19 protein-coding genes and 1 pseudogene are annotated in these 18,384 nt (G+C 66.3%); 13 read left to right on the top strand and 7 right to left on the bottom strand.

Going from position 1 to position 18,384, the window contains the following annotated elements; genetic code table 11:
• Nucleotides 1–11 precede the first annotated feature (11 nt).
• Both rnpA and rpmH read right to left on the bottom strand, forming a co-directional pair.
• On the bottom strand, nucleotides 12–440 hold the full coding sequence (gene rnpA, locus Z164_RS0118555; protein ID WP_024892170.1) for a ribonuclease P protein component: 429 nt from the start codon (nucleotides 438–440) through the stop codon (nucleotides 12–14).
• A gap of 52 nt (nucleotides 441–492) precedes the next feature.
• Nucleotides 493–633, bottom strand: a complete 141-nt coding sequence (rpmH, locus tag Z164_RS0118560) for a 50S ribosomal protein L34 (protein ID WP_024892171.1) — start codon at nucleotides 631–633, stop codon at nucleotides 493–495.
• A gap of 233 nt (nucleotides 634–866) precedes the next feature.
• On the opposite strand from rpmH, the gene dnaA reads away from it, so the two are divergent.
• The 8 genes from dnaA to Z164_RS0118600 all read left to right on the top strand — a co-directional run bounded on the left by dnaA (nucleotide 867) and on the right by Z164_RS0118600 (nucleotide 11,257).
• Nucleotides 867–2,198, top strand: a complete 1,332-nt coding sequence (gene dnaA / locus Z164_RS0118565; RefSeq protein ID WP_024892172.1) for a chromosomal replication initiator protein DnaA — start codon at nucleotides 867–869, stop codon at nucleotides 2,196–2,198.
• Nucleotides 2,199–2,436: 238 nt separating this feature from the next.
• The gene (gene dnaN, locus Z164_RS0118570; RefSeq protein ID WP_024892173.1) at nucleotides 2,437–3,537 is read left to right on the top strand and encodes a DNA polymerase III subunit beta; all 1,101 of its coding nucleotides are present in this window, start codon (nucleotides 2,437–2,439) and stop codon (nucleotides 3,535–3,537) included.
• A 188-nt stretch (nucleotides 3,538–3,725) separates the two neighbouring features.
• Nucleotides 3,726–4,868: a DNA replication/repair protein RecF gene (gene recF / locus Z164_RS0118575; RefSeq protein WP_024892174.1), complete on the top strand. Its 1,143-nt coding sequence runs from the start codon at nucleotides 3,726–3,728 to the stop codon at nucleotides 4,866–4,868.
• A gap of 83 nt (nucleotides 4,869–4,951) precedes the next feature.
• Nucleotides 4,952–7,396: a DNA topoisomerase (ATP-hydrolyzing) subunit B gene (gene gyrB / locus Z164_RS0118580; protein WP_024892175.1), complete on the top strand. Its 2,445-nt coding sequence runs from the start codon at nucleotides 4,952–4,954 to the stop codon at nucleotides 7,394–7,396.
• Between the two features lie 114 nt (nucleotides 7,397–7,510).
• The gene (locus Z164_RS0118585) at nucleotides 7,511–8,317 is read left to right on the top strand and encodes a M48 family metallopeptidase (RefSeq protein WP_024892176.1); all 807 of its coding nucleotides are present in this window, start codon (nucleotides 7,511–7,513) and stop codon (nucleotides 8,315–8,317) included.
• 69 nt (nucleotides 8,318–8,386) lie between these two features.
• Nucleotides 8,387–9,589 carry a tetratricopeptide repeat protein gene (locus Z164_RS0118590; protein WP_024892177.1) on the top strand — a complete coding sequence of 401 codons (1,203 nt, stop codon included), beginning with the start codon at nucleotides 8,387–8,389 and terminating at the stop codon, nucleotides 9,587–9,589.
• Between the two features lie 156 nt (nucleotides 9,590–9,745).
• Entirely contained in the window at nucleotides 9,746–10,411 is a 666-nt protein-coding gene (locus Z164_RS0118595; RefSeq protein WP_024892178.1) for an energy transducer TonB, read from the top strand.
• A gap of 87 nt (nucleotides 10,412–10,498) precedes the next feature.
• Nucleotides 10,499–11,257: a MotA/TolQ/ExbB proton channel family protein gene (locus Z164_RS0118600; RefSeq protein WP_024892179.1), complete on the top strand. Its 759-nt coding sequence runs from the start codon at nucleotides 10,499–10,501 to the stop codon at nucleotides 11,255–11,257.
• On the opposite strand, the pseudogene Z164_RS23735 reads toward Z164_RS0118600, so the two are convergent.
• Nucleotides 11,224–11,334: pseudogene (locus tag Z164_RS23735) on the bottom strand (hypothetical protein); the annotation flags it as partial. The gene Z164_RS0118600 and the pseudogene Z164_RS23735 sit on opposite strands and share 34 nt — an antisense overlap.
• On the opposite strand from Z164_RS23735, the gene Z164_RS0118605 reads away from it, so the two are divergent.
• The 5 genes from Z164_RS0118605 (at nucleotide 11,285) to Z164_RS22145 (ending at nucleotide 15,181) form a co-directional block, all read left to right on the top strand.
• Nucleotides 11,285–11,707, top strand: coding sequence for an ExbD/TolR family protein (locus tag Z164_RS0118605; protein ID WP_024892180.1), 423 nt, complete (start codon nucleotides 11,285–11,287; stop codon nucleotides 11,705–11,707). The pseudogene Z164_RS23735 and the gene Z164_RS0118605 sit on opposite strands and share 50 nt — an antisense overlap.
• A gap of 12 nt (nucleotides 11,708–11,719) precedes the next feature.
• On the top strand, nucleotides 11,720–12,133 hold the full coding sequence (locus tag Z164_RS0118610; RefSeq protein ID WP_024892181.1) for an ExbD/TolR family protein: 414 nt from the start codon (nucleotides 11,720–11,722) through the stop codon (nucleotides 12,131–12,133).
• Nucleotides 12,134–12,395: 262 nt separating this feature from the next.
• Entirely contained in the window at nucleotides 12,396–13,595 is a 1,200-nt protein-coding gene (locus tag Z164_RS0118615; protein ID WP_024892182.1) for a tyrosine-type recombinase/integrase, read from the top strand.
• Entirely contained in the window at nucleotides 13,592–14,662 is a 1,071-nt protein-coding gene (locus Z164_RS0118620) for a PDDEXK nuclease domain-containing protein (RefSeq protein WP_024892183.1), read from the top strand. The genes Z164_RS0118615 and Z164_RS0118620 overlap by 4 nt, the downstream gene beginning before the upstream one ends.
• Nucleotides 14,663–14,770: 108 nt before the next feature.
• On the top strand, nucleotides 14,771–15,181 hold the full coding sequence (locus Z164_RS22145; RefSeq protein WP_201769615.1) for a very short patch repair endonuclease: 411 nt from the start codon (nucleotides 14,771–14,773) through the stop codon (nucleotides 15,179–15,181).
• Here Z164_RS22145 and Z164_RS22150 read toward each other — a convergent pair.
• From Z164_RS22150 to Z164_RS22160, 4 genes are read right to left on the bottom strand one after another with little or no spacing between them, the layout of a single operon-like run.
• Nucleotides 15,135–16,193, bottom strand: coding sequence for a DNA cytosine methyltransferase (locus Z164_RS22150; RefSeq protein WP_029528722.1), 1,059 nt, complete (start codon nucleotides 16,191–16,193; stop codon nucleotides 15,135–15,137). The genes Z164_RS22145 and Z164_RS22150 overlap by 47 nt on opposite strands.
• Complete coding sequence (locus tag Z164_RS22155) at nucleotides 16,190–16,927, bottom strand: MAE_28990/MAE_18760 family HEPN-like nuclease (RefSeq protein ID WP_029528721.1); 738 nt, start codon at nucleotides 16,925–16,927, stop codon at nucleotides 16,190–16,192. Before Z164_RS22155 ends, Z164_RS22150 begins: the two co-directional genes overlap by 4 nt.
• A complete protein-coding gene (locus Z164_RS0118625) occupies nucleotides 16,928–18,004 on the bottom strand; it encodes a DUF262 domain-containing protein (RefSeq protein WP_024892184.1) in 1,077 nt (358 codons plus the stop codon). It abuts the gene before it with no gap.
• The gene (locus Z164_RS22160; protein ID WP_079280063.1) at nucleotides 18,001–18,249 is read right to left on the bottom strand and encodes a hypothetical protein; all 249 of its coding nucleotides are present in this window, start codon (nucleotides 18,247–18,249) and stop codon (nucleotides 18,001–18,003) included. Before Z164_RS22160 ends, Z164_RS0118625 begins: the two co-directional genes overlap by 4 nt.
• Nucleotides 18,250–18,384 lie beyond the last annotated feature (135 nt).

The following is an 18,384-nucleotide window of genomic DNA, read 5'->3' on the forward strand; positions in this document are numbered from 1 at the left end:
GGCAGGCAGGCTCATCCGCCGGGCCGCGCCGGCGTGGTGGAAGAAGGAGGGGATGGCGCGAGGTCGGCGGGCATTGTGCCGGCCACGGTGCGGGCGGGCAACGCGCCGGCGCGCGACAGCACCTGTTCGAAGGCCGCGCGCAGCGCGGCGTTGTCGGCCTGGCGCGCCGGGGCGCGGGCGACCACGACGTAGGCGCCGGGCGCGAGCCGGCCGCGCAGGCGACGGAACGCATCGCGCAGGACGCGCTTGATGCGGTTGCGCCCGACGGCGCGGGGATCGACCTTGCGCGAGACGGCCAGGCCCAGCCGCGGCGGTGCGGCGTCGGGCAGCCAGTGCAGGGCCAGCATGGGCGCGGCGGTGCGCCGGCCCTGCTTGAAGACGCGCTCGAATTCGGCGGGCGCGCGCACGCGCGCCTGCCTTGGGAAGCGGGCGCTCGTCATCGGAAACGACAGGCGCGGGGCCGGCGCCGGCGCATCGCCGGCGGCCCCGGCCTCAGGCGCTGAGGCGCTTGCGGCCCTTGGCGCGGCGGCGGGCAAGGATCTTGCGGCCGTCGGCGGTCTTCATGCGGGCACGGAAGCCGTGGTCGCGCTTGCGCTTGAGGTTGCTGGGCTGGTAGGTGCGCTTGGTGGCCATGGGGGTTGCTCGTGCATGGACGCGACGGAAAGAACCGGCGATTCTAGCGGGCCCGCCGGCGTCGCGTCAACGCGTCCGACCCTCGGCCGGGCAGGCGGCGCGACCGGCCTCCCGCGTTGCCGGATGCCCCGCCGCGGGCGCGATGGTAGTCTGCCGCCCCACCCCACTCGCCCGCGCGCCCCTCGGAAATCCTCCGCGGGGCGGGCCGGCCGCTCGCAGAACCGACGCACCCGATGGATGTCTGGCCCCGCTGTCTCGAACGCCTCGAAGCCGAATTCCCCCCCGAGGACGTGCACACCTGGCTGAAGCCCCTGCAGGCCGCGCGGCGCGACGACACCACGGTGCTCTACGCCCCCAACGCCTTCGTGCGCGACGAGGTCCGCGCGCGCTACCTGCAGCGCATCCGCGAGTTGCTCGCGCATTTCGCCGGCAGCGGCGAGGTCGCGCTGGAGATCGGCTCGCTGCCGCGCGCCGCCGCGCCGGCGCCCGCGGCCGAGGCGCCGATCAGCGTGGTGCCCGCGCAGGCGGCGAGCGAGCCGTTCGCGGGCAACCTGGACAGCCACTACACGTTCGAGAACTTCGTCGAGGGCCGCAGCAACCAGCTCGGCCGCGCAGCGGCCTGGCAGGCCGCGTCCAAGCCGGGCGACCGCGCCCACAACCCGCTGCTGCTCTACGGCAGCACCGGCCTGGGCAAGACCCACCTGATGTTCGCCGCCGGCAACGCGATGCGCGCGGCCAACCCCGCGATGCGGGTGCTGTACCTGCGTTCGGAACAGTTCTTCAGCGCGATGATGAAGGCGCTGCAGGACAAGGCGATGGACGGCTTCAAGCGCCAGTTCCAGCGCGTGGACGCGCTGCTGATCGACGACATCCAGTTCTTCGCCGGCAAGGAGCGCACGCAGGAGGAGTTCTTCCACACCTTCAACGCGCTGTTCGACGGCCGCCAGCAGATCATCATGACCTGCGACCGCTTCCCGCGCGAAGTGGAAGGCCTGGAGCCGCGGCTGAAGTCGCGCCTGGCCTGGGGCCTGTCGGTGGCGATCGACCCGCCGGACTTCGAGACGCGCGCGCAGATCGTGCTGTCGAAGGCGCGCGAGCGCGGCGCGCAGATCCCGGAGGACGTCGCGTTCCTGATCGCCAAGAAGATGCGCTCCAACGTGCGCGACCTCGAGGGCGCGCTGAACACCCTGGCCGCGCGCGCCAACTTCACCGGCCGCGCGATCACCCAGGAATTCGCCCAGGAGACCCTGCGCGACCTCCTGCGCGCGCAGATGCAGAGCGTCGGCATCCCCAACATCCAGAAGACCGTGGCAGACTACTACGGCCTGCAGATCAAGGACTTGCTGTCGAAGCGACGCACCCGTTCGCTGGCCCGCCCCCGCCAGGTGGCGATGGCGCTGGCGAAGGAGCTGACCGAACACAGCCTGCCCGAGATCGGGGACGCCTTCGCGGGTCGCGACCATACCACCGTACTGCACGCCTGCCGCCAGATCCGGAGCCTGATGGAGACCGACGGCAAGCTGCGCGAGGACTGGGACAAGCTGATCCGCAAGTTGAGCGAGTGAACAATGGCGGTGCACGACCCGGGCAGAAGCTGTGGACAAGTCGCCCCGCCGCCGCAGGCCCGAAAGTTGTCCACAGCTTGTCTCCAACCGCCGGCGGCTTGTCCACCCGGTTGGGTCTTCCGAAAAAACGTTTCCGATCAAACAGTTACATCAGAAGTCCACGGAAATTTCCGACTCCAGCACCACCGCTTTTTAGATTTATCCAATTCTTGATCTTGGGCACGGGGATATCGCCGGCATGCGTTTCAGTCTTCAACGGGAAGTGTTCCTGCGGCCGCTGGCCCAGGTGGTCAACGTCGTCGAGCGCCGGCAGACCCTGCCGGTCCTGGCCAACCTGCTGGTGCAGGTGCAGGGGGGCAGGCTGTCGCTGACGGGTACCGACCTCGAGGTCGAGATGGTCGCGCGCAGCCAGGTGGACGATGCGACGGATGGCGAGACCACCATCCCGGCGCGCAAGCTGTTCGACATCGTGCGTGCGCTGCCCGACGGCAGCAAAGTCACGGTGTCGCAGACCGCCGACAAGATCACCGTGCAGGCCGGGCGCAGCCGGTTCACCCTGGCCAGCCTGCCCGCCAACGACTTTCCCTCCATCGACGACGTCGAGACCACCGAGCGCGTGCAGGTGCCGGAAGCGACCCTGAAGGAGTTGATCGAGCGCACCGCGTTCGCCATGGCCCAGCAGGACGTGCGCTACTACCTCAACGGCCTGCTGTTCGACCTCGGCGAGCATCGCCTGCGCTGCGTGGCCACCGACGGCCACCGGCTCGCCCTGTGCGAGGCCGATCTGGACGCGCCGGTGACCCACAAGCGGCAGATCATCGTGCCGCGCAAGGGCGTGCAGGAGCTGCAGCGCCTGCTGGAAGGCGGCGACCGCACGCTGGAGCTGGAGATGGACCGCAGCCACCTGCGGGTGAAGCGCGACGACGTCACCTTCACTTCCAAGCTCATCGACGGCAAGTTCCCGGACTACGAGGCAGTGATCCCGATCGGCGCCGACCGCGAGGTCCGCGTGGACCGCGAAGTGCTGCGCGCGGCGCTGCAGCGTGCGGCGATCCTGTCCAACGAGAAGTACCGAGGCGTGCGCGTCGAGGTCTCGCCCGGGCAGCTGAAGATCAGCGCCCACAACCCGGAGCAGGAAGAGGCGCAGGAAGAGGTCGAGGCCGCGACCCAGGTCGACGACCTGGCGGTGGGCTTCAACGTCAACTACCTGATGGATGCGCTGGGCGCGCTGCGCGGCGAGGAAGTCGTGCTGCAGCTGCGGGACGCCAATTCCTCGGCCCTGGTCCGCGAGTCGGCCAGCGAGAAGTCCCGCCACGTGGTGATGCCGCTGCGGCTCTGATCGCGGTCGCGTTGTTCCACGTGGAACCAGACGCCCGGCCTCGTGCCGGGCGTCCTGCTTTCCGGACCCCGTCGGCCCCCTCGCTCGCGCCTCCGGGCCGCCACTGCGGCCAGGCGCGCCGCGCCGTCGCCCGGCGGCCGGCTACACTCCCGCCTCGCCCACCGCCGGCCGCGCCGGCCAGGATCCTCGTGCGCATCACCCGCCTGACCATCCGCAACCTGCGCCGGCTGGCCCAGGTCGAGCTGCAGCCCGGACCCGGGTTGAACCTGCTGGTGGGCGAGAACGGGGCCGGCAAGACCAGCGTGCTCGAGGCGCTGCACCTGATGGCCTACGGGCGGAGCTTCCGCGGACGCGTGCGCGATGGCCTGGTCCGCAGCGGCGCGGAGGCGGTGGAGGTGTTCGTGGAATGGCGCCCGGGCGGACACGGCGACGGCGCGACCCGCCGCGCCGGGCTGCGCCATGCGGGGGATCGCTGGACCGGGCGGCTCGATGGCGCCGACGTCGCCCAGCTGGGCGACCTGTGCGCGGCGCTGGCGGTGGTAAGCTTCGAGCCCGGCAGCCACGCGCTGGTCGAGGGGGGCGGCGAACCGCGCCGGCGCTTCATGGATTGGGGCCTGTTCCACGTGGAACACGAATTCCTTCCGGCGTGGCGCCGCTACGCGAGGGCGCTGCGGCAGCGCAATGCGCTGCTGAAGGCGCAGCGGCCGGACGCGGAGCTGGAGGGCTGGGAACTGGAGATGGCGGCCGCGGGCGACGAGATGACTCGCAGCCGTGGGGCCTATCTGGCCCGTCTGGACCGCCAGCTGGCCGAACTGGTCCCGTCGCTCTCGCCCGGGCTCGGCGCGGCGGAGCTGGCGTTCCAGCCCGGCTGGCGCCGGCAGGAGGTCTCGCTGGCCGATGCCCTGCTGCTGTCGCGCGGGCGCGATCGCCAGGTCGGCCATACCACGGTCGGGCCGCACCGGGCCGACTGGCGGGTCCGCGTGGGCGCGGCACCCGAAGGGGAACCGCTGTCGCGCGGGCAGGCCAAGCTGGTGGCGCTCGCCTGCCTGCTCGCCCAGGCGGCGGACCTCGGCGAGCGCCACGGCGCCTGGCCGGTGGTCGCGCTGGACGACCTGGCGTCCGAACTGGACGCCGCGCACCGGGGCCGGGTCCTGGCGCTGCTGGAACGGACCGGGGCCCAGGTCTTCGTCACCGGAACCGACTGGGCGCCGCTGGAGCGCCCGCGGCGACGGGCGGACGCGGTCATGTTCCACGTGGAACACGGCCGGGTCGGTCCCCTGCCGGCCACCGGGCGGGAACCCGGCGGGCCGGGGCCGGTGGGCCCGGAATGATATAATCCCGCGCTTGCAGCCCGTCAGGACGGACGCCCATCCGGTGCGTCCTTCCCGGGCGCGTCCGGACCCCCCGAGAACGCATGACCGAGCAGACTCCCGAACTCCCCGCCGGCACCAACGCGTACGATTCCAGCAAGATCACCGTCCTGCGCGGCCTGGAGGCCGTCCGCAAGCGGCCGGGCATGTACATCGGCGACGTGCACGACGGCACCGGCCTGCACCACATGGTGTTCGAGGTGGTGGACAACGCCGTCGACGAGGCGCTGGCCGGCCACGCCGACGACATCGTGGTGACCATCCACCTGGACGGCTCGGTGTCGGTATCCGACAACGGCCGCGGTATCCCGGTGGACATCCACAAGGAGGAAGGCGTGTCCGCGGCGGAGGTGATCCTCACCGTGCTGCATGCCGGCGGCAAGTTCGACGACAACAGCTACAAGGTCTCCGGCGGCCTGCACGGCGTCGGCGTCTCGGTGGTGAACGCGCTGTCCGAACACCTCTGGCTCGACATCTGGCGCGACGGCCACCACCACCAGCAGGAATACGCGCTCGGCGAGCCGCTGTATCCGCTGAAGCGGCTGGAGCCCTCGGACCGTCGCGGCACCCTGCTGCGGTTCAAGCCGGCCGCGGAGATCTTCAGCGACGTCGAGTTCCACTACGAGATCCTGGCCCGGCGCCTGCGCGAACTGTCGTTCCTCAATTCCGGGGTCAAGATCACCCTCGTCGACGAGCGCGGCGAAGGCCGCCGCGACACCTTCCAGTACGAGGGCGGCATCCGCTCCTTCGTCGAACACCTGGCGCAGCTGAAGACGCCGCTGCACCCCAACGTGATCTCCGTGTCCGGCGAGCAGAACGGCATCAGCGTGGAAGTGGCGCTGCAGTGGACCGACGCCTACCAGGAAACGATGTTCTGCTTCACCAACAACATCCCGCAGAAGGACGGCGGTACCCACCTGCAAGGCTTCCGCGCCGCGCTCACGCGCACCCTGACCCAGTACATCGAGCAAAACGGCATCGCCAAGCAGGCCAAGGTCACGCTGTCGGGCGACGACATGCGCGAAGGCATGATCGCGGTGCTGTCGGTGAAGGTCCCGGACCCCAGCTTCTCCTCCCAGACCAAGGAAAAATTGGTCTCATCTGAGGTGAGACCGGCTGTTGAGAGCACGTTCGGCGCACGTTTGGAGGAGTTCCTGCAGGAACACCCGAACGAGGCCCGTGCCATCGCCGGCAAGATCGTCGACGCCGCGCGCGCGCGCGAGGCCGCGCGCAAGGCCCGCGACCTGACCCGCCGCAAGGGCGCGCTCGACATCGCCGGCCTGCCCGGCAAGCTCGCCGACTGCCAGGAAAAGGACCCGGCGCTGTCGGAGCTGTTCATCGTCGAGGGCGACTCGGCCGGCGGCTCCGCCAAGCAGGGCCGCAACCGCAAGACCCAGGCGATCCTGCCGCTCAAGGGCAAGATCCTCAACGTCGAGCGCGCCCGCTTCGACCGCATGCTGGGCAGCGCCGAGGTCGGGACCCTGATCACCGCGCTGGGCACCGGCATCGGCAAGGACGAGTACAACCCCGACAAGCTGCGCTACCACCGCATCATCCTGATGACCGACGCCGACGTGGACGGCTCGCACATCCGCACCCTGCTGCTGACGTTCTTCTACCGGCAGATGCCGGAGCTGATCGAGCGCGGCCACGTCTACATCGGCCTGCCGCCGCTGTACAAGATCAAGCAGGGCAAGACCGAGCTGTACCTCAAGGACGATGCGGCGCTCGACGCCTACCTGGCCGCGCATGCGGTGGAAAACGCCGCACTGATCCCGGCCGACGGCGAGCCGCCGATCGAGGGCATGGGGCTGGAGCGGCTGTTGCTGCTCTACGCGCGCGCCCGCGAGGCGATCGCCCGCAACGCGCATCGCTACGATCCGGCGCTGCTGGAAGCCCTGATCGACTTCACCCCGCTCGATCCCGAGCGGCTGGCGGCCAACATCGACGAGCGCCACGAGCTCGATGCCCTGGAGGCGCGGCTCAACCGCGGCGGCCTGGGCCGGCCGGTGTATTCGCTGCGGCTGCAGACCGATGGCGAAGGCCGGCCGACCGCGCTGCTGGCCACCCGCCGCCACATGGGCGTGGAGCAGCAGCAGGTGCTGCCGCTGGCGGCGCTGGAAAGCGGCGAGCTGCGCGCGTTGCGCGATGCCGCGGCCGAACTCCACGGCCTGGTCCGCGAGGGCGCCGCGATCGTGCGCGGCAACCGCCGGCAGCCGGTGGATTCCTTCGCCCAGGCCCAGGCCTGGCTGATGGACGAGGCCAAGAAGGGGCGCCAGATCCAGCGCTTCAAGGGCCTGGGCGAGATGAACCCCGAGCAGCTGTGGGAGACCACGGTGAACCCGGAGACGCGGCGCCTGCTGCAGGTGCGGATCGAGGACGCGGTCGCCGCCGACCAGATCTTCAGTACCCTGATGGGCGATGTGGTGGAACCGCGCCGCGAGTTCATCGAGGACAACGCGCTCAAGGTCGCCAACCTGGACGTGTAGGATTGGCGACTTCTCGAGGAGTTACCCTGGCAGGATGCGCCACCGGCGGCTTGACGCATCGTTAAGCCTCGCCGAACTACAAGACAGCCATCACTTAACAGGGGGATGCGTCGCATGAAGTCCATCCTGACGGCGCTGGCCGCTGCGCTGCTGGTCGCCGCCTGCGCCACCACGGTCTCGCCCACCGGCCGCACGCAATACGTCGGCGCCGTTTCCCAGGCAGAGCTCGACCAGCTGGGCGAGCAGGCCTTCGCGCAGATGAAGGCCGAACAGCGCATCTCCACCGACCGCCGCCAGAACGCCTACGTCGCCTGCGTGGTCAACGCCATCGTCCAGCAGCTGCCCGCGCAGGACCGGCGGATCGCCTGGGAATCGGCGGTCTTCGTCAACGATGAGCCGAACGCCTTCGCCCTGCCCGGCGGCAAGGTCGGCGTCAACACCGGCATCTTCAAGGTCGCGCAGAACCAGGACCAGCTGGCCGCGGTGATCGCCCACGAGATCGGCCACGTCATCGCCCACCACCACGACGAGCGCATCACCCGCCAGGCCGGCGCCAGCGGTGCGCTGCAGATCGTCGGCGCCATCCTCGGCTCGCGCTACGGCGAGGGGATTGGCAATGCGGCGGTGCAGGGTGGCAGTATTGCCGCCCAGGCGGGGTTCCTGCTCCCGGGGTCGCGGGCGCAGGAGAGCGAGGCCGACGTGGTCGGCCAGCAGCTGATGGCGTCGGCGGGCTTCGACCCCCGCGCCGCGGTGAACCTCTGGCAGAACATGATCGCGGCGGGCGGGAGCCGTCCTCCGCAGTGGCTGTCGACCCACCCGGACCCGCAGAGCCGGATCGGCGAGCTGCAATCGCGCGCGGACGGCCTCGTTCCCGCCTGGGAACAGGCCCGCGCCGCGGGGCGCCAGCCCAAGTGCGGCTGACAGGACGTCGGCGAACCCCCACCCGACGCACCGCGGCCCGGTGCCTCATCGAAACAGACAGGTGACTGCATGAAAGCCATTCCCTCCGCCCCGGCCCTGATCGCGCTGGCGATCGCCGCAGCGCTCGGCGCGGGCATCGCCCCGGACGCCCGCGCCGCGGCGCAGCCGGCGTCCGCCGACGCCCAGTGCCAGGCGCGCGAGCGCGGCTCGCGCGGGAACCGCCCCCAGGAGCTGTACCCCGAAGCCACCCGGCAGGCGCCCCGCGAGGGCGCGTCGCAGCGGATGGGTTCGCGCCTCAACAAGCTCGGCAACGCCTTCGAGCAGGACGACAACGCCCAGGTCCGGCAGATGGCCGACGAGATCATCGCCGACGCGCGCGCCAACAGCTACGACAAGGCCTACGCCGCCCAGCTCGCCGCCAACGCCGCCTACAACGAGGACGATCTCGCCGCGGCCCAGGCCTACCTGACCCAGGTCATCGAGCTGGACGCGCTGGACAACAACGGCCACTACCAGTCGATGATGATGCTGGCCCAGCTGCAGGGCCAGGACGAGGCCTACGACCAGGCGATCGCCACCCTCGACCGCTACCTGCAGGAGACCCGCAGCAGCAAGCCCGAGGATCTCGCGCTCAAGGGCCAGCTGCTGGTGCAGGCCGAGCGCCCGCAGGAGGCGATCCCGGTGCTGAAGCAGGCGATCGAGAGCGCCGAATCGCCCAACACCGCCTGGACCCAGGCGCTGATGGCCGCCTACCTGGAAACCGAGAACACCACCGAGGCCATCGGCCTGGCCGAGCAGATCGCCGCCGCCTCGCCGGGCGACAAGCGCGCGCAGATCAACCTGGCCTCGATGTACATGCAGGCCGACCAGATGCCGCAGGCGATCGAGATCATGGAGCGGCTGCGCGCGGCCGGCGAGCTGACCGAGGACCGCGAGTACCGCAACCTGTTCGCGCTCTATCTCAACACCGACGGCGGCGAGGCCAAGGCCATCGAGGTCATCAACGACGGCCTGCAGAAGGGCGTGCTGGAGGGCAACCACCAGACCTACCTGGCGCTGGGTCAGGCCTACTACTTCTCCGACCAGGTGGAACCGGCGATCGAGGCCTACCAGAAGGCGGCGCCGCTGGCCGACAACGGCGAGACCTACCTCAACCTGGCCAAGATCCTGGCCAACCAGGACCGGATGCCGGAAGCGAAGCAGGCCGCGCAGCAGGCGCTGGACAAGGGCTTGCGCAATCCGGACGAGGCGCGGCGGCTGCTGCAGCGCTGATCCGGCAGGCCACCCGGACGAACTGCACCGGGTGGTTGGTCAGTCCGACTTCTTTTGCTATAGACTTGGGAGTTCGCGTCGTCGAATTGTGAAGACGCAGCTTCCGAACCACCGACAGGGGCGCCGCGGCGTCCGGCCATATCCGAGTTCCCCCGCATGACGCAACGCTTGCAGAAGAACGACCAGCGCGAAGACGAAGGCCTCAATTGGGCGCGCATCGCCGGTTTCACGATGGTGATGGCCTTCCACGCGGCGGCCATTCTGCTGCTGCTGGCGCCGGTCAATCCGCCCGCCGCCGGCCCCGAGGAGGAAGAGGTCACCCAGGTGGTGATCATCGAGCCGCCGCCGCCGCCGCCGCCGCCGCCGCCGCCGCCCCCGGAGCCGCCGAAGCCGCAGCCGATCAAGGAGCTGTCGCCGCCGCGCCCGACCCCGGTGCCGCCGCCGCCGGAGGAGCCGCCGGTCGTCTTCGACGAGCCGTCGCCGGTCGACGTTCCGGCGCCGCCGCCGGCGCCCCCCGCACCGCCGGCCCCGGTGGCCGACATCGGCGCGAGCGTGGATATCTCGTCGAAGAACATGAACCCGCCGAAGTACCCGCCGTCGGCGATGCGCGCCGGCATCGAGGGCACGGTGGTGCTGATCATCGACGTCGACGCCAACGGCAACGTCACCAACGTCAGCGTCGAGACCTCGAGCCGCAACCGCGATCTCGACCGGGCCGCGATGCAGGCCGCGCGCACCTGGCGCTTCAACCCCGCCACCAAGGACGGACAGCCCGCGGCCGGCCGCGTCCGCGTGCCGGTGGAATTCAATCTCGGCGGCTGATCCGGTCGCCGCGGAGTCAGCGCTTCACCCGCTCCACCCCCCGCTCCATCCGATAAATCCAATCTTCAACATTCAAAGGTAAGCGTCATGCTGCAGGAATCTACCAACGCCCCTGTGTCCGGAGCCGCCGACAACGCTGCAGCGATGCAGCAGATGGGCTTTGCGGACATGATCCAGCACATGGATATCGTCGGCTGGGTGGTGCTGTGCACCCTTCTGGCGATGTCGGCCATGTCGATCTATTGGATCATCTTCAACTTCGTCAAGAATCTGCGCCTGAAGTCCAGCGCGGACCGCGTGGTCAACACGTTCTGGGAAACCCCGAACGCGCAGGACGCCATCCGCTACATGGAAGAACAGCCGGCCAGCGAGCCGTTCTCCAAGATCGCGCTGGACGCCGCCCAGGCCGCCGCGCACCACCAGCGCCATGAAGGCTCGCGCCTGGTCGAGTCGCTGAACCGCTCCGAGTTCGTGGACCGCGCCCTGCGCCAGGCCGTGACCCGCGAGTCGCTGCGACTGGAATCGGGCCTGACCCTGCTCGCCACCGTCGGTTCGACCGCGCCGTTCGTCGGTCTGCTGGGTACGGTGTGGGGCATCTACCGCGCCCTGATCCGCATCGGCGCCAGCGGCCAGGCCGACATGGGCGCGGTGGCCGGCCCGGTGGGCGAGGCGCTGATCATGACCGCGATCGGTCTGGGCGTCGCGATCCCGGCGGTGCTGGGCTTCAACTTCTTCACCCGCTCCAACCGCATCACCAACAACAAGCTCGACACCTTCGCGCACGACCTGCACGACTTCTTCGCCACGGGTTCGCGCGTGGGCGAAGCGCCGCAGGCCCAGCGCTGAGCGGCGACGCACTGACGGAGTCCGGATATGGCGTTCAGCTCTAACGAAGGCGGTGGCGGCAAGCCGATGGCGGCCATCAACGTCGTGCCCCTGGTCGACGTGATGCTGGTGCTGCTGATCATCTTCATGGTCACGGCGCCGCTGATGTCCCATCGCGTCCAGGTCGAGCTTCCCGAGGCCAACCTGGACGAGCGGCCCGAGGCCGGCCCGGCGCCGCCGCTCACCATCGCGGTGACGGAGTCGGGCGCCATCTACCTCAACGACCAACCGGTGAGCCTCGCCCAGCTGGAAAGCGCGTTGTCGGTGGAGGCGCAGAAGACGCCGCAGCCGCCGGTCAACGTGCGCGGCGACCGCACCACGAAGTATCGCGTCGTGAACGAGGTGGTCACCGTCGCGCAGGCCCAGGGCATGCGCAAGGTCGGCTTCGTCGCCACGACCGAAAGCAACTGACGGAGAATCCCCATGGCATTCAGTAGCGGTGACGGCGACGGCCCCATGGCCGACATCAACATCATTCCGCTCGCGGACGTGATGCTGGTGTTGCTGATCATCTTCATGGTGACCTCGCTGAAGACGTCGTACCCGATCGACATCGACCTGCCGCAGCGTTCGACCACGCCGCCGGACAACCCGGTCGAGCCGCCGGAGCCGATCCGCCTGCGCATCGACGGCGCCAACCAGGTGTTCTGGAACGACAGTCCGACGCCGGTCTCCGCGCTGCGCAACATGATGGAGGCCGAGGTCCAGCGCGATCCGACCAACCAGCCGACGCTGGAGATCGACGCCAGCCAGGATTCGGACTACGGCGTGCTGGCCAAGGTGCTGGCCGAGGCCAAGAACGCGCAGATGGTCAAGATCGGTTTCATCAAGAAGTAACCGCAACACCGGCCGGCGTCGCCTGCAGCGCGCCGGCCGTACAGCTGACCTTACCGACGCCATCCTCTGGGATGGCGTTTTTTTTTGTTTCACGATGACTCCAGCATCGCAATTCGCTGGACTACGCCAGGGTTAGATACAGAAGGTTTATCAACCACTTAGGCGAGTTCAACATATACCGGTGCTTTCCGAAACTTGACCCGGCTTCCGGTCGCGTGGCTCCCATGTGGCTCTTGGAATCCGCGGTTTCCGAGGAGTCATCATGGCAAGAATCAAACTCACCAAGTCCGCCGTCGATGCGGCGAAGCCCCAGGCGCAGGCCGTCGAACTGCGGGATACCGTGGTTCCCGGCTTCCTCTGCAAGATCACCCCGGCCGGCCGCAAGGTGTTCATGCTCCAGTACCGCACGAACGCCGGCGAGCGCCGCAAGCCCGCCCTGGGCCTGTACGGCGAACTGACCGTGGAACAGGCCCGCGTCATGGCGCAGGAGTGGCTGGCCGAGGTGCGCCGGGGTGGCGATCCGAGCGCCGCCAAGGCCGCCGCCCGCAAGGCACCGACCATGAAGGAGTATTGCACCACCTTCATGGAGGACTACTCCAAGCAGCGCAACAAGCCCAGCACCCAGCGCGGCTATCAGGGCGTCATCGACCGTTGCATCGTCCCGATCATGGGCAAGATGAAGGTGCAGGACGTGAAGCGCCCGGACGTGGCCGCGCTGATGAAGAAGCTGGCTCACAAGCCGGCCGAGGCCAACCGCACCTTCGGCGTGCTGCGCAAGATGTTCAATCTGGCCGAAGTTTGGGGGCTGCGCCCGGACGGGACGAATCCGTGCCGCCACGTCCCGATGTTCCCGCCCGGCAAGGAAACCCGGCTCATCGTGGACGATGAACTGGTGCGGATCTTCCGCCAGTTGGAGACGCTGGAGGCGGAAGGACTGGAGAACTACGTCATCCCTCTGGCGATCCGCTTGCAATTCGAGTTCGCCGCCCGCCGCTCCGAAATCTGCCCGCTCGAATGGGAGTGGATCGACCTGGAGAAGCGGCGCGTCGTCTGGCCCGACAGCAAGACCGGCGGCATTTCTAAGCCCATGAGCGAGGAAGCCTATCGGCTGCTGTCCACCGCGCCGCGCCGGGAGGGTTGCCCCTATGTCCTGCCGTCGCCCTACGACCCGACCCGGCACCTGACCTTTGGCGAGCACTACGGCGGCTGGAAGCGCGTGCTCAAGGCCGCCGGCGTGCCGCACGTCGGCACGCACGGCATCCGCCACCGATCGACCACCGACATTGCCAATTCAGGCGTGCCCACCAAGGTCGGCATGGCGCTGACGGGGCACAAGACCGTGGCGATGTTCATGCACTACGTCCACACCGAGGACAAGCCGGTGCGCGATGCGGCCGAACTGGTGGCCAGCCGGCGGCTGGCGATCACCGGGGCGCGCCAAACGGCGGAGGCACTGGCATGATCAAGCGCAGGACATCCATCACGTCACCCGGAGCGCCGACGGCGCTTCTGGGCGACATTCGGGCGCTGATCGAAGCGGCGCGCAAGCGTGCCGCTTCGGCGGTGAATAGCGAACTGACGATGCTCTACTGGCGCATCGGTCAGCGCATCCATACGCAGGTCTTGGAGGGCCGTCGGGCCGACTACGGCGAGGAAGTCGTGCTGACCTTGGCGGCGCAACTGGTGAGGGAATACGGCAGCAGCTTTTCGGTCAAGAATCTGCGCCGGATGGTGCAGTTCGCCGCAGCCTACCCGGACGAGCGAATTGTCGTATCACTGATACGACAATTGAGCTGGACACACTTCATCGCCCTGATTCCGCTGAAAGACCCGCTCCAGCGGGACTACTATGCGCAGATGGCGAGTGCCGAACGCTGGAGCGTGCGGACGCTGCGCGAGCGTATCGACTCGATGCTGTACGAGCGCACCGTGCTGTCCAAGAAGCCGGGCGAGACGATCGCGCAGGAACTGGCCACCCTGCGCGATGCACAGCGCATGTCGCCCGCGTTGGTCATGCGCGACCCGTACATCCTCGACTTTCTGGGGCTGCGCGATACTTGGCAGGAGGGCGACCTGGAGGCGGCCATCATCCGCGAGATGGAATCCTTCCTGCTAGAACTGGGTGCGGGCTTTTCCTTCCTCGCCCGGCAGAAGCGCATCCAGATCGACGACGAGGATTTCCACCTCGATCTGCTGTTCTACAACCGCAAGCTGCGGCGACTGGTGGCTGTGGAATTGAAGATCGGCGAGTTCAAGGCCGCCTTTAAAGGGCAGATGGAGCTTTACTTGCGCTGGCTGGACAAGCACGAACGGGAGCCGGAGGAAGCCTCGCCACTGGGCATCATCCTTTGCACCGGCAAGAAGCGCGAGCAGATCGAGTTGCTGGAACTGGACAAGTCGGGCATCCACGTTGCCGAGTACCTGACCGCATTGCCGCCGCGTGCACTGCTGGTGGAGCGATTGCAACGAGCAACGCAGAGGGCTCAACTACAGATCGAGCAACGGCAATCGAGCAGAACAGACTCTTGAATCCGGCGCTCTCGATCCCTAGCCCATTCCTCGTATTGATCTACGGAGGTATAACCTGAAAAGATGTCGCGATCGATGCCAGTACCCTCCAGTGCCGTTAGCCGCCGAATGGCTCGCACACGCGGAAAGGACAATCCGCGCGAGCGCGAATTGCGCTCGGCGTTGCATCGCCAAGGTCTAAGGTTCCGCATCCACTATGCAATTCCTGGCACGAAGAGAAGCATCGACATCGCATTCACCAAATGGCGCTTGGCGGTCTTCTGCGATGGATGCTTCTGGCACGGATGTCCCATCCACGCCACGACGCCCAAGACCAATCAGGAATGGTGGAAGGACAAGATCGCCACCAACAAAGCCCGCGACCTCGACACCGATTCAAGATTGACGAGCGCCGGATGGCAGGTACTTCGCATTTGGGAGCATGTCACCGTGGACGATGCTATTGCGCTGATACGCTCCCAATTGCAGCAGATCAGTGCACGTGAGCCTGCACGTGCCCAACGAGCGAACGAGCGATGACTTCCCCAAGCCGAACGGGCACGGCATTTCCGATCAGTCGCCCCATCTTGTTGAACTTGATCGGAGCGCCAGGCGGGGCGAATGCGTAGGACTCCGGGAACGTTTGAAGCATTGCCGCCTCTCGGAGCGAAATGGCGCGATCCTGCTCTGGATGCCCGAACCGTCCGTTGCCGTATCCAAAACATTGCGTGGTGATAGTCGGAGCGGGTCGATCCCATTCCATCCGTCCGTAGACGCTTGGATAGGTGGCGCCGGTATCCTTCCGATGACACGATGCCTGCAACTCTTCAGGCCAATCTCGCCACGTCCCTCCGGGGCGGGACACGCGAATCCTCGACAGGTTCAAAGGACTCAGAGAGGAAGCGGTGTGCAATTCGTCTTGGGGATCACGCTCGCCAGCCTTGATCGGGGGAAGTGAGCCGATAGTCTCGCGCACAGTCATCGTCCGAACCTGATCCTGCGAAAGTTCCAGACCATCGCTGCCAAGTCTCGACGCAAGCAGCACTAGACGCTTCCGAGTCTGCGGAATACCGATCGACGAGCATTCCACGACCTGCCACCACTTCTTGTAGCCGGAAAGGCTCTTGAGGAACTGTTGGAAGACCGGGTGATCCGCGAGTTGTGGGACATTCTCCATGGTCACCAGATCAGGCTTGACCTTCTTGACCAAACGGCCGAAGGAGGACACCAACGGCCACTGCGATTCATACTCGCTATTCCTTCCGCTACGGCTGTAGGTGGAGAACGGTTGGCATGGTGCACACCCCGCGAGCAATGTGAAGTCAGCGCCCTCATAGAAGGGCGCGATGTCGTCGGCTTTCAGCTTCCCGACATCGCACTCGATAAACGAGGCGGAATTGTTCGCCTCGAAGGGAAATTTGCAACTCGGGTCGATATCGATCCCTGCGGCTACCTGGATGCCGCCACGAACGAGGCCGTGAGTCAGGCCGCCCACACCGCAGAAGAGATCGACCCCCACGATTCGGGGCATATTCTTTTGGTTGCGACTCATGCAGGGCGCCTCTCCGGAAGGAGATATTCAAAGCTATCGATGTATCTGGTGAAGCAATCCACGACTTCTCTCAGGTAATTGACGGTTCTATCCTTCAGTTCGACGAGCCGTCCGACAGTGACATCTTCAGCGCACTGTGCGAACGAGATGGATCCGTGCGCGAGACGATTCCTCAGTTGCTTCACCAAAGCGAGCGGCCCCAGGTCGTCCCGGAAAGGTTGTTTGATGGCGCTATAGACGGGCTGACTCACGACCAATTGGAAGCCTAATCGCTTACTGAATGCTTCGATCTCGAAGTCGTCCCAATTGCCACCGCCTCCTTTTTCGATGTCGAAGGCGCTGATCGGCAATGAAGCCACCAGATGCTCGCAAAGGCGCAATGCACTCTCCAGTCGATTTTCCGGCGCCAATTCGACATGTGTGCGAGCAGTCACGCGCACCCACTCGCGCCTCATCGAATCGCTCAGGTCACCAGGTTTCCATTGCGCATTCTCTTTGGCAGCTTCAGAAACTGCTTCGATGCAGCGGGACATCGTTGCTTCGACAAGGTTGTACAACTGCAAGTACACGCTCGAATAGAGGATTCGTTGTTGTTGGGTGGTAATTGGATGTTCTGCGCCTGCGATCCGTGGCGGCCCTTCTTGGGCCTGGGCTTCCATGGTCGAAAGGAACTCCAGATACGCCTCGACTTCGGCCAACCGCTCTTGGAATCCGATGGCTAGGTTGCTGCTCATTCACTCACCCAGCAGTCGATTTCGCACGAAGCCTGTACGCTCCCGCAGGCGCGCGATGGCATTGGCACCGTCCGAACCAGTGACTTTCGTAAAGTCGTCACTGGTCAGCCACGGCGTTACGTCCTCAATGTCGCCGCCGACAAGGCCGGGGCGCTCGTCGAGAGCGAGGCGCGATCCCACGGCAATGGCTTCGAACCTAGCTCTGGGAGTGGCCTTTCCTTTTGGATTCCTGCGGAATCCATACGGGAACACCCGTTCGATGAAGTCGATGGCCTCCTGGAACCGCGCACGGTAACGATCGGTCAACGCCGGATCATTGGCTGCTTCGACATTCATCTTCTTGACATAGTTGAAGATGAACTCCGAGGGACGATCCTTGTACCCCTCCAATCCATCGCTATAGGCGAAGAAGCGAGCCACGAGTTCTTCATGCTCACGCTCGTCCAAATCCTTCTTGGATACAGGTGCGAGAGCAACGAACTTCGGAAGCACCGAGAGTTCGATGATGAGATCCATGAACGGGCCAGCAAGAGCACCACGGCGGACTTCTGCCATGTTGGCGATCTTGCTGCCCGTGTTGATCCGCTCGAACATGTCGAAGCGAGCCTGCTCATCGGCATGTTCGTTGAGCACGATGCCGCGTATCGAGCGATTGTTGATCTTCCTCTGACGGGATTCGGGAAGATCGGAGAACTTGAAGCCAGACAATGCCGTCAGGCTTTGCAGTTCACCGAGCCGAAGGTCGCCGAGTACGAACTCCTCGATCGATCGCAGTCGCTGCGAGCCATCCACGATCTCCAGCTTTCCATTCGGCATTTCCCAGAAGAAAAGGAATGGAATGGGAAGACCCAAGATCAGTGATTCGATGAAGCGCGATTTGCGATCGTGTTCCCAGGTGTATTCACGTTGATACGCAGGAACGACAAACTCGCCCTTGCTCATTTTGTTGGCCAAGAGTTCGACGGAATACTCCGTCAAATAGAACTCGATCCGCTTGGAAAGCTCGACGATCTGAGCTTCGGCTTGTGCGATCTCGCCCTCGGACTTGATGAGCACCAGTTCTTTCTGCTTTTTCATGTCTTCTCGTCCGGGTTCTGCTTGGCGCGCCGTCCCGATGCCTCTGCGGAGGGGTTCGTGTCATGCGTCATCCCCAATTCGACCAGTCGCCTCACGGCTTCAGGCCTTGTCGGTAGATCGTCCTGCTCTTTGCGCCAACTGTCGATGGCTTCGAGCAAAGTCGCCTGAAAGCGAGTTCCGACGAGGGTGCCCGTGGTCGTGGCGCGTGGTCTTGGCCTTGCATTCATGGGTAATTCGACCGCCATGGATGTTTTCATGTTAACACGATACCACAGTGTCGAACTTTCCACGAGGGCTACCGCAGAGCCTCATAGAGCCAACTAAGGCTTCTCGCCAATGGCGGTAGCAGCTCATCGTTGGGCAGGAAAGCTCCCCCCGCT

It is taken from the genome of Luteimonas huabeiensis HB2 (genome assembly GCF_000559025.1).
Lineage (GTDB): Bacteria > Pseudomonadota > Gammaproteobacteria > Xanthomonadales > Xanthomonadaceae > Luteimonas > Luteimonas huabeiensis.

Excerpts from the sequence above, each read along its gene's own strand:
- Z164_RS0118595 (WP_024892178.1), top strand. The coding sequence starts at position 9,746 with ATGACGCAACGCTTGCAGAAGAACGACCAGCGCGAAGACGAAGGCCTC.
- rpmH (WP_024892171.1), bottom strand. The coding sequence starts at position 633 with ATGGCCACCAAGCGCACCTACCAGCCCAGCAACCTCAAGCGCAAGCGC.
- Z164_RS22150 (WP_029528722.1), bottom strand. The coding sequence starts at position 16,193 with ATGAGTCGCAACCAAAAGAATATGCCCCGAATCGTGGGGGTCGATCTC.
- Z164_RS0118605 (WP_024892180.1), top strand. The coding sequence starts at position 11,285 with ATGGCGTTCAGCTCTAACGAAGGCGGTGGCGGCAAGCCGATGGCGGCC.
- rnpA (WP_024892170.1), bottom strand. The coding sequence starts at position 440 with ATGACGAGCGCCCGCTTCCCAAGGCAGGCGCGCGTGCGCGCGCCCGCC.
- Z164_RS0118625 (WP_024892184.1), bottom strand. The coding sequence starts at position 18,004 with ATGAAAAAGCAGAAAGAACTGGTGCTCATCAAGTCCGAGGGCGAGATC.
- Z164_RS22160 (WP_079280063.1), bottom strand. The coding sequence starts at position 18,249 with ATGGCGGTCGAATTACCCATGAATGCAAGGCCAAGACCACGCGCCACG.
- Z164_RS0118610 (WP_024892181.1), top strand. The coding sequence starts at position 11,720 with ATGGCATTCAGTAGCGGTGACGGCGACGGCCCCATGGCCGACATCAAC.
- gyrB (WP_024892175.1), top strand. The coding sequence starts at position 4,952 with ATGACCGAGCAGACTCCCGAACTCCCCGCCGGCACCAACGCGTACGAT.
- Z164_RS22155 (WP_029528721.1), bottom strand. The coding sequence starts at position 16,927 with ATGAGCAGCAACCTAGCCATCGGATTCCAAGAGCGGTTGGCCGAAGTC.
- Z164_RS22145 (WP_201769615.1), top strand. The coding sequence starts at position 14,771 with ATGGCTCGCACACGCGGAAAGGACAATCCGCGCGAGCGCGAATTGCGC.
- Z164_RS0118600 (WP_024892179.1), top strand. The coding sequence starts at position 10,499 with ATGCTGCAGGAATCTACCAACGCCCCTGTGTCCGGAGCCGCCGACAAC.
- Z164_RS0118620 (WP_024892183.1), top strand. The coding sequence starts at position 13,592 with ATGATCAAGCGCAGGACATCCATCACGTCACCCGGAGCGCCGACGGCG.
- Z164_RS0118585 (WP_024892176.1), top strand. The coding sequence starts at position 7,511 with ATGAAGTCCATCCTGACGGCGCTGGCCGCTGCGCTGCTGGTCGCCGCC.
- dnaA (WP_024892172.1), top strand. The coding sequence starts at position 867 with ATGGATGTCTGGCCCCGCTGTCTCGAACGCCTCGAAGCCGAATTCCCC.
- Z164_RS0118590 (WP_024892177.1), top strand. The coding sequence starts at position 8,387 with ATGAAAGCCATTCCCTCCGCCCCGGCCCTGATCGCGCTGGCGATCGCC.
- dnaN (WP_024892173.1), top strand. The coding sequence starts at position 2,437 with ATGCGTTTCAGTCTTCAACGGGAAGTGTTCCTGCGGCCGCTGGCCCAG.
- Z164_RS0118615 (WP_024892182.1), top strand. The coding sequence starts at position 12,396 with ATGGCAAGAATCAAACTCACCAAGTCCGCCGTCGATGCGGCGAAGCCC.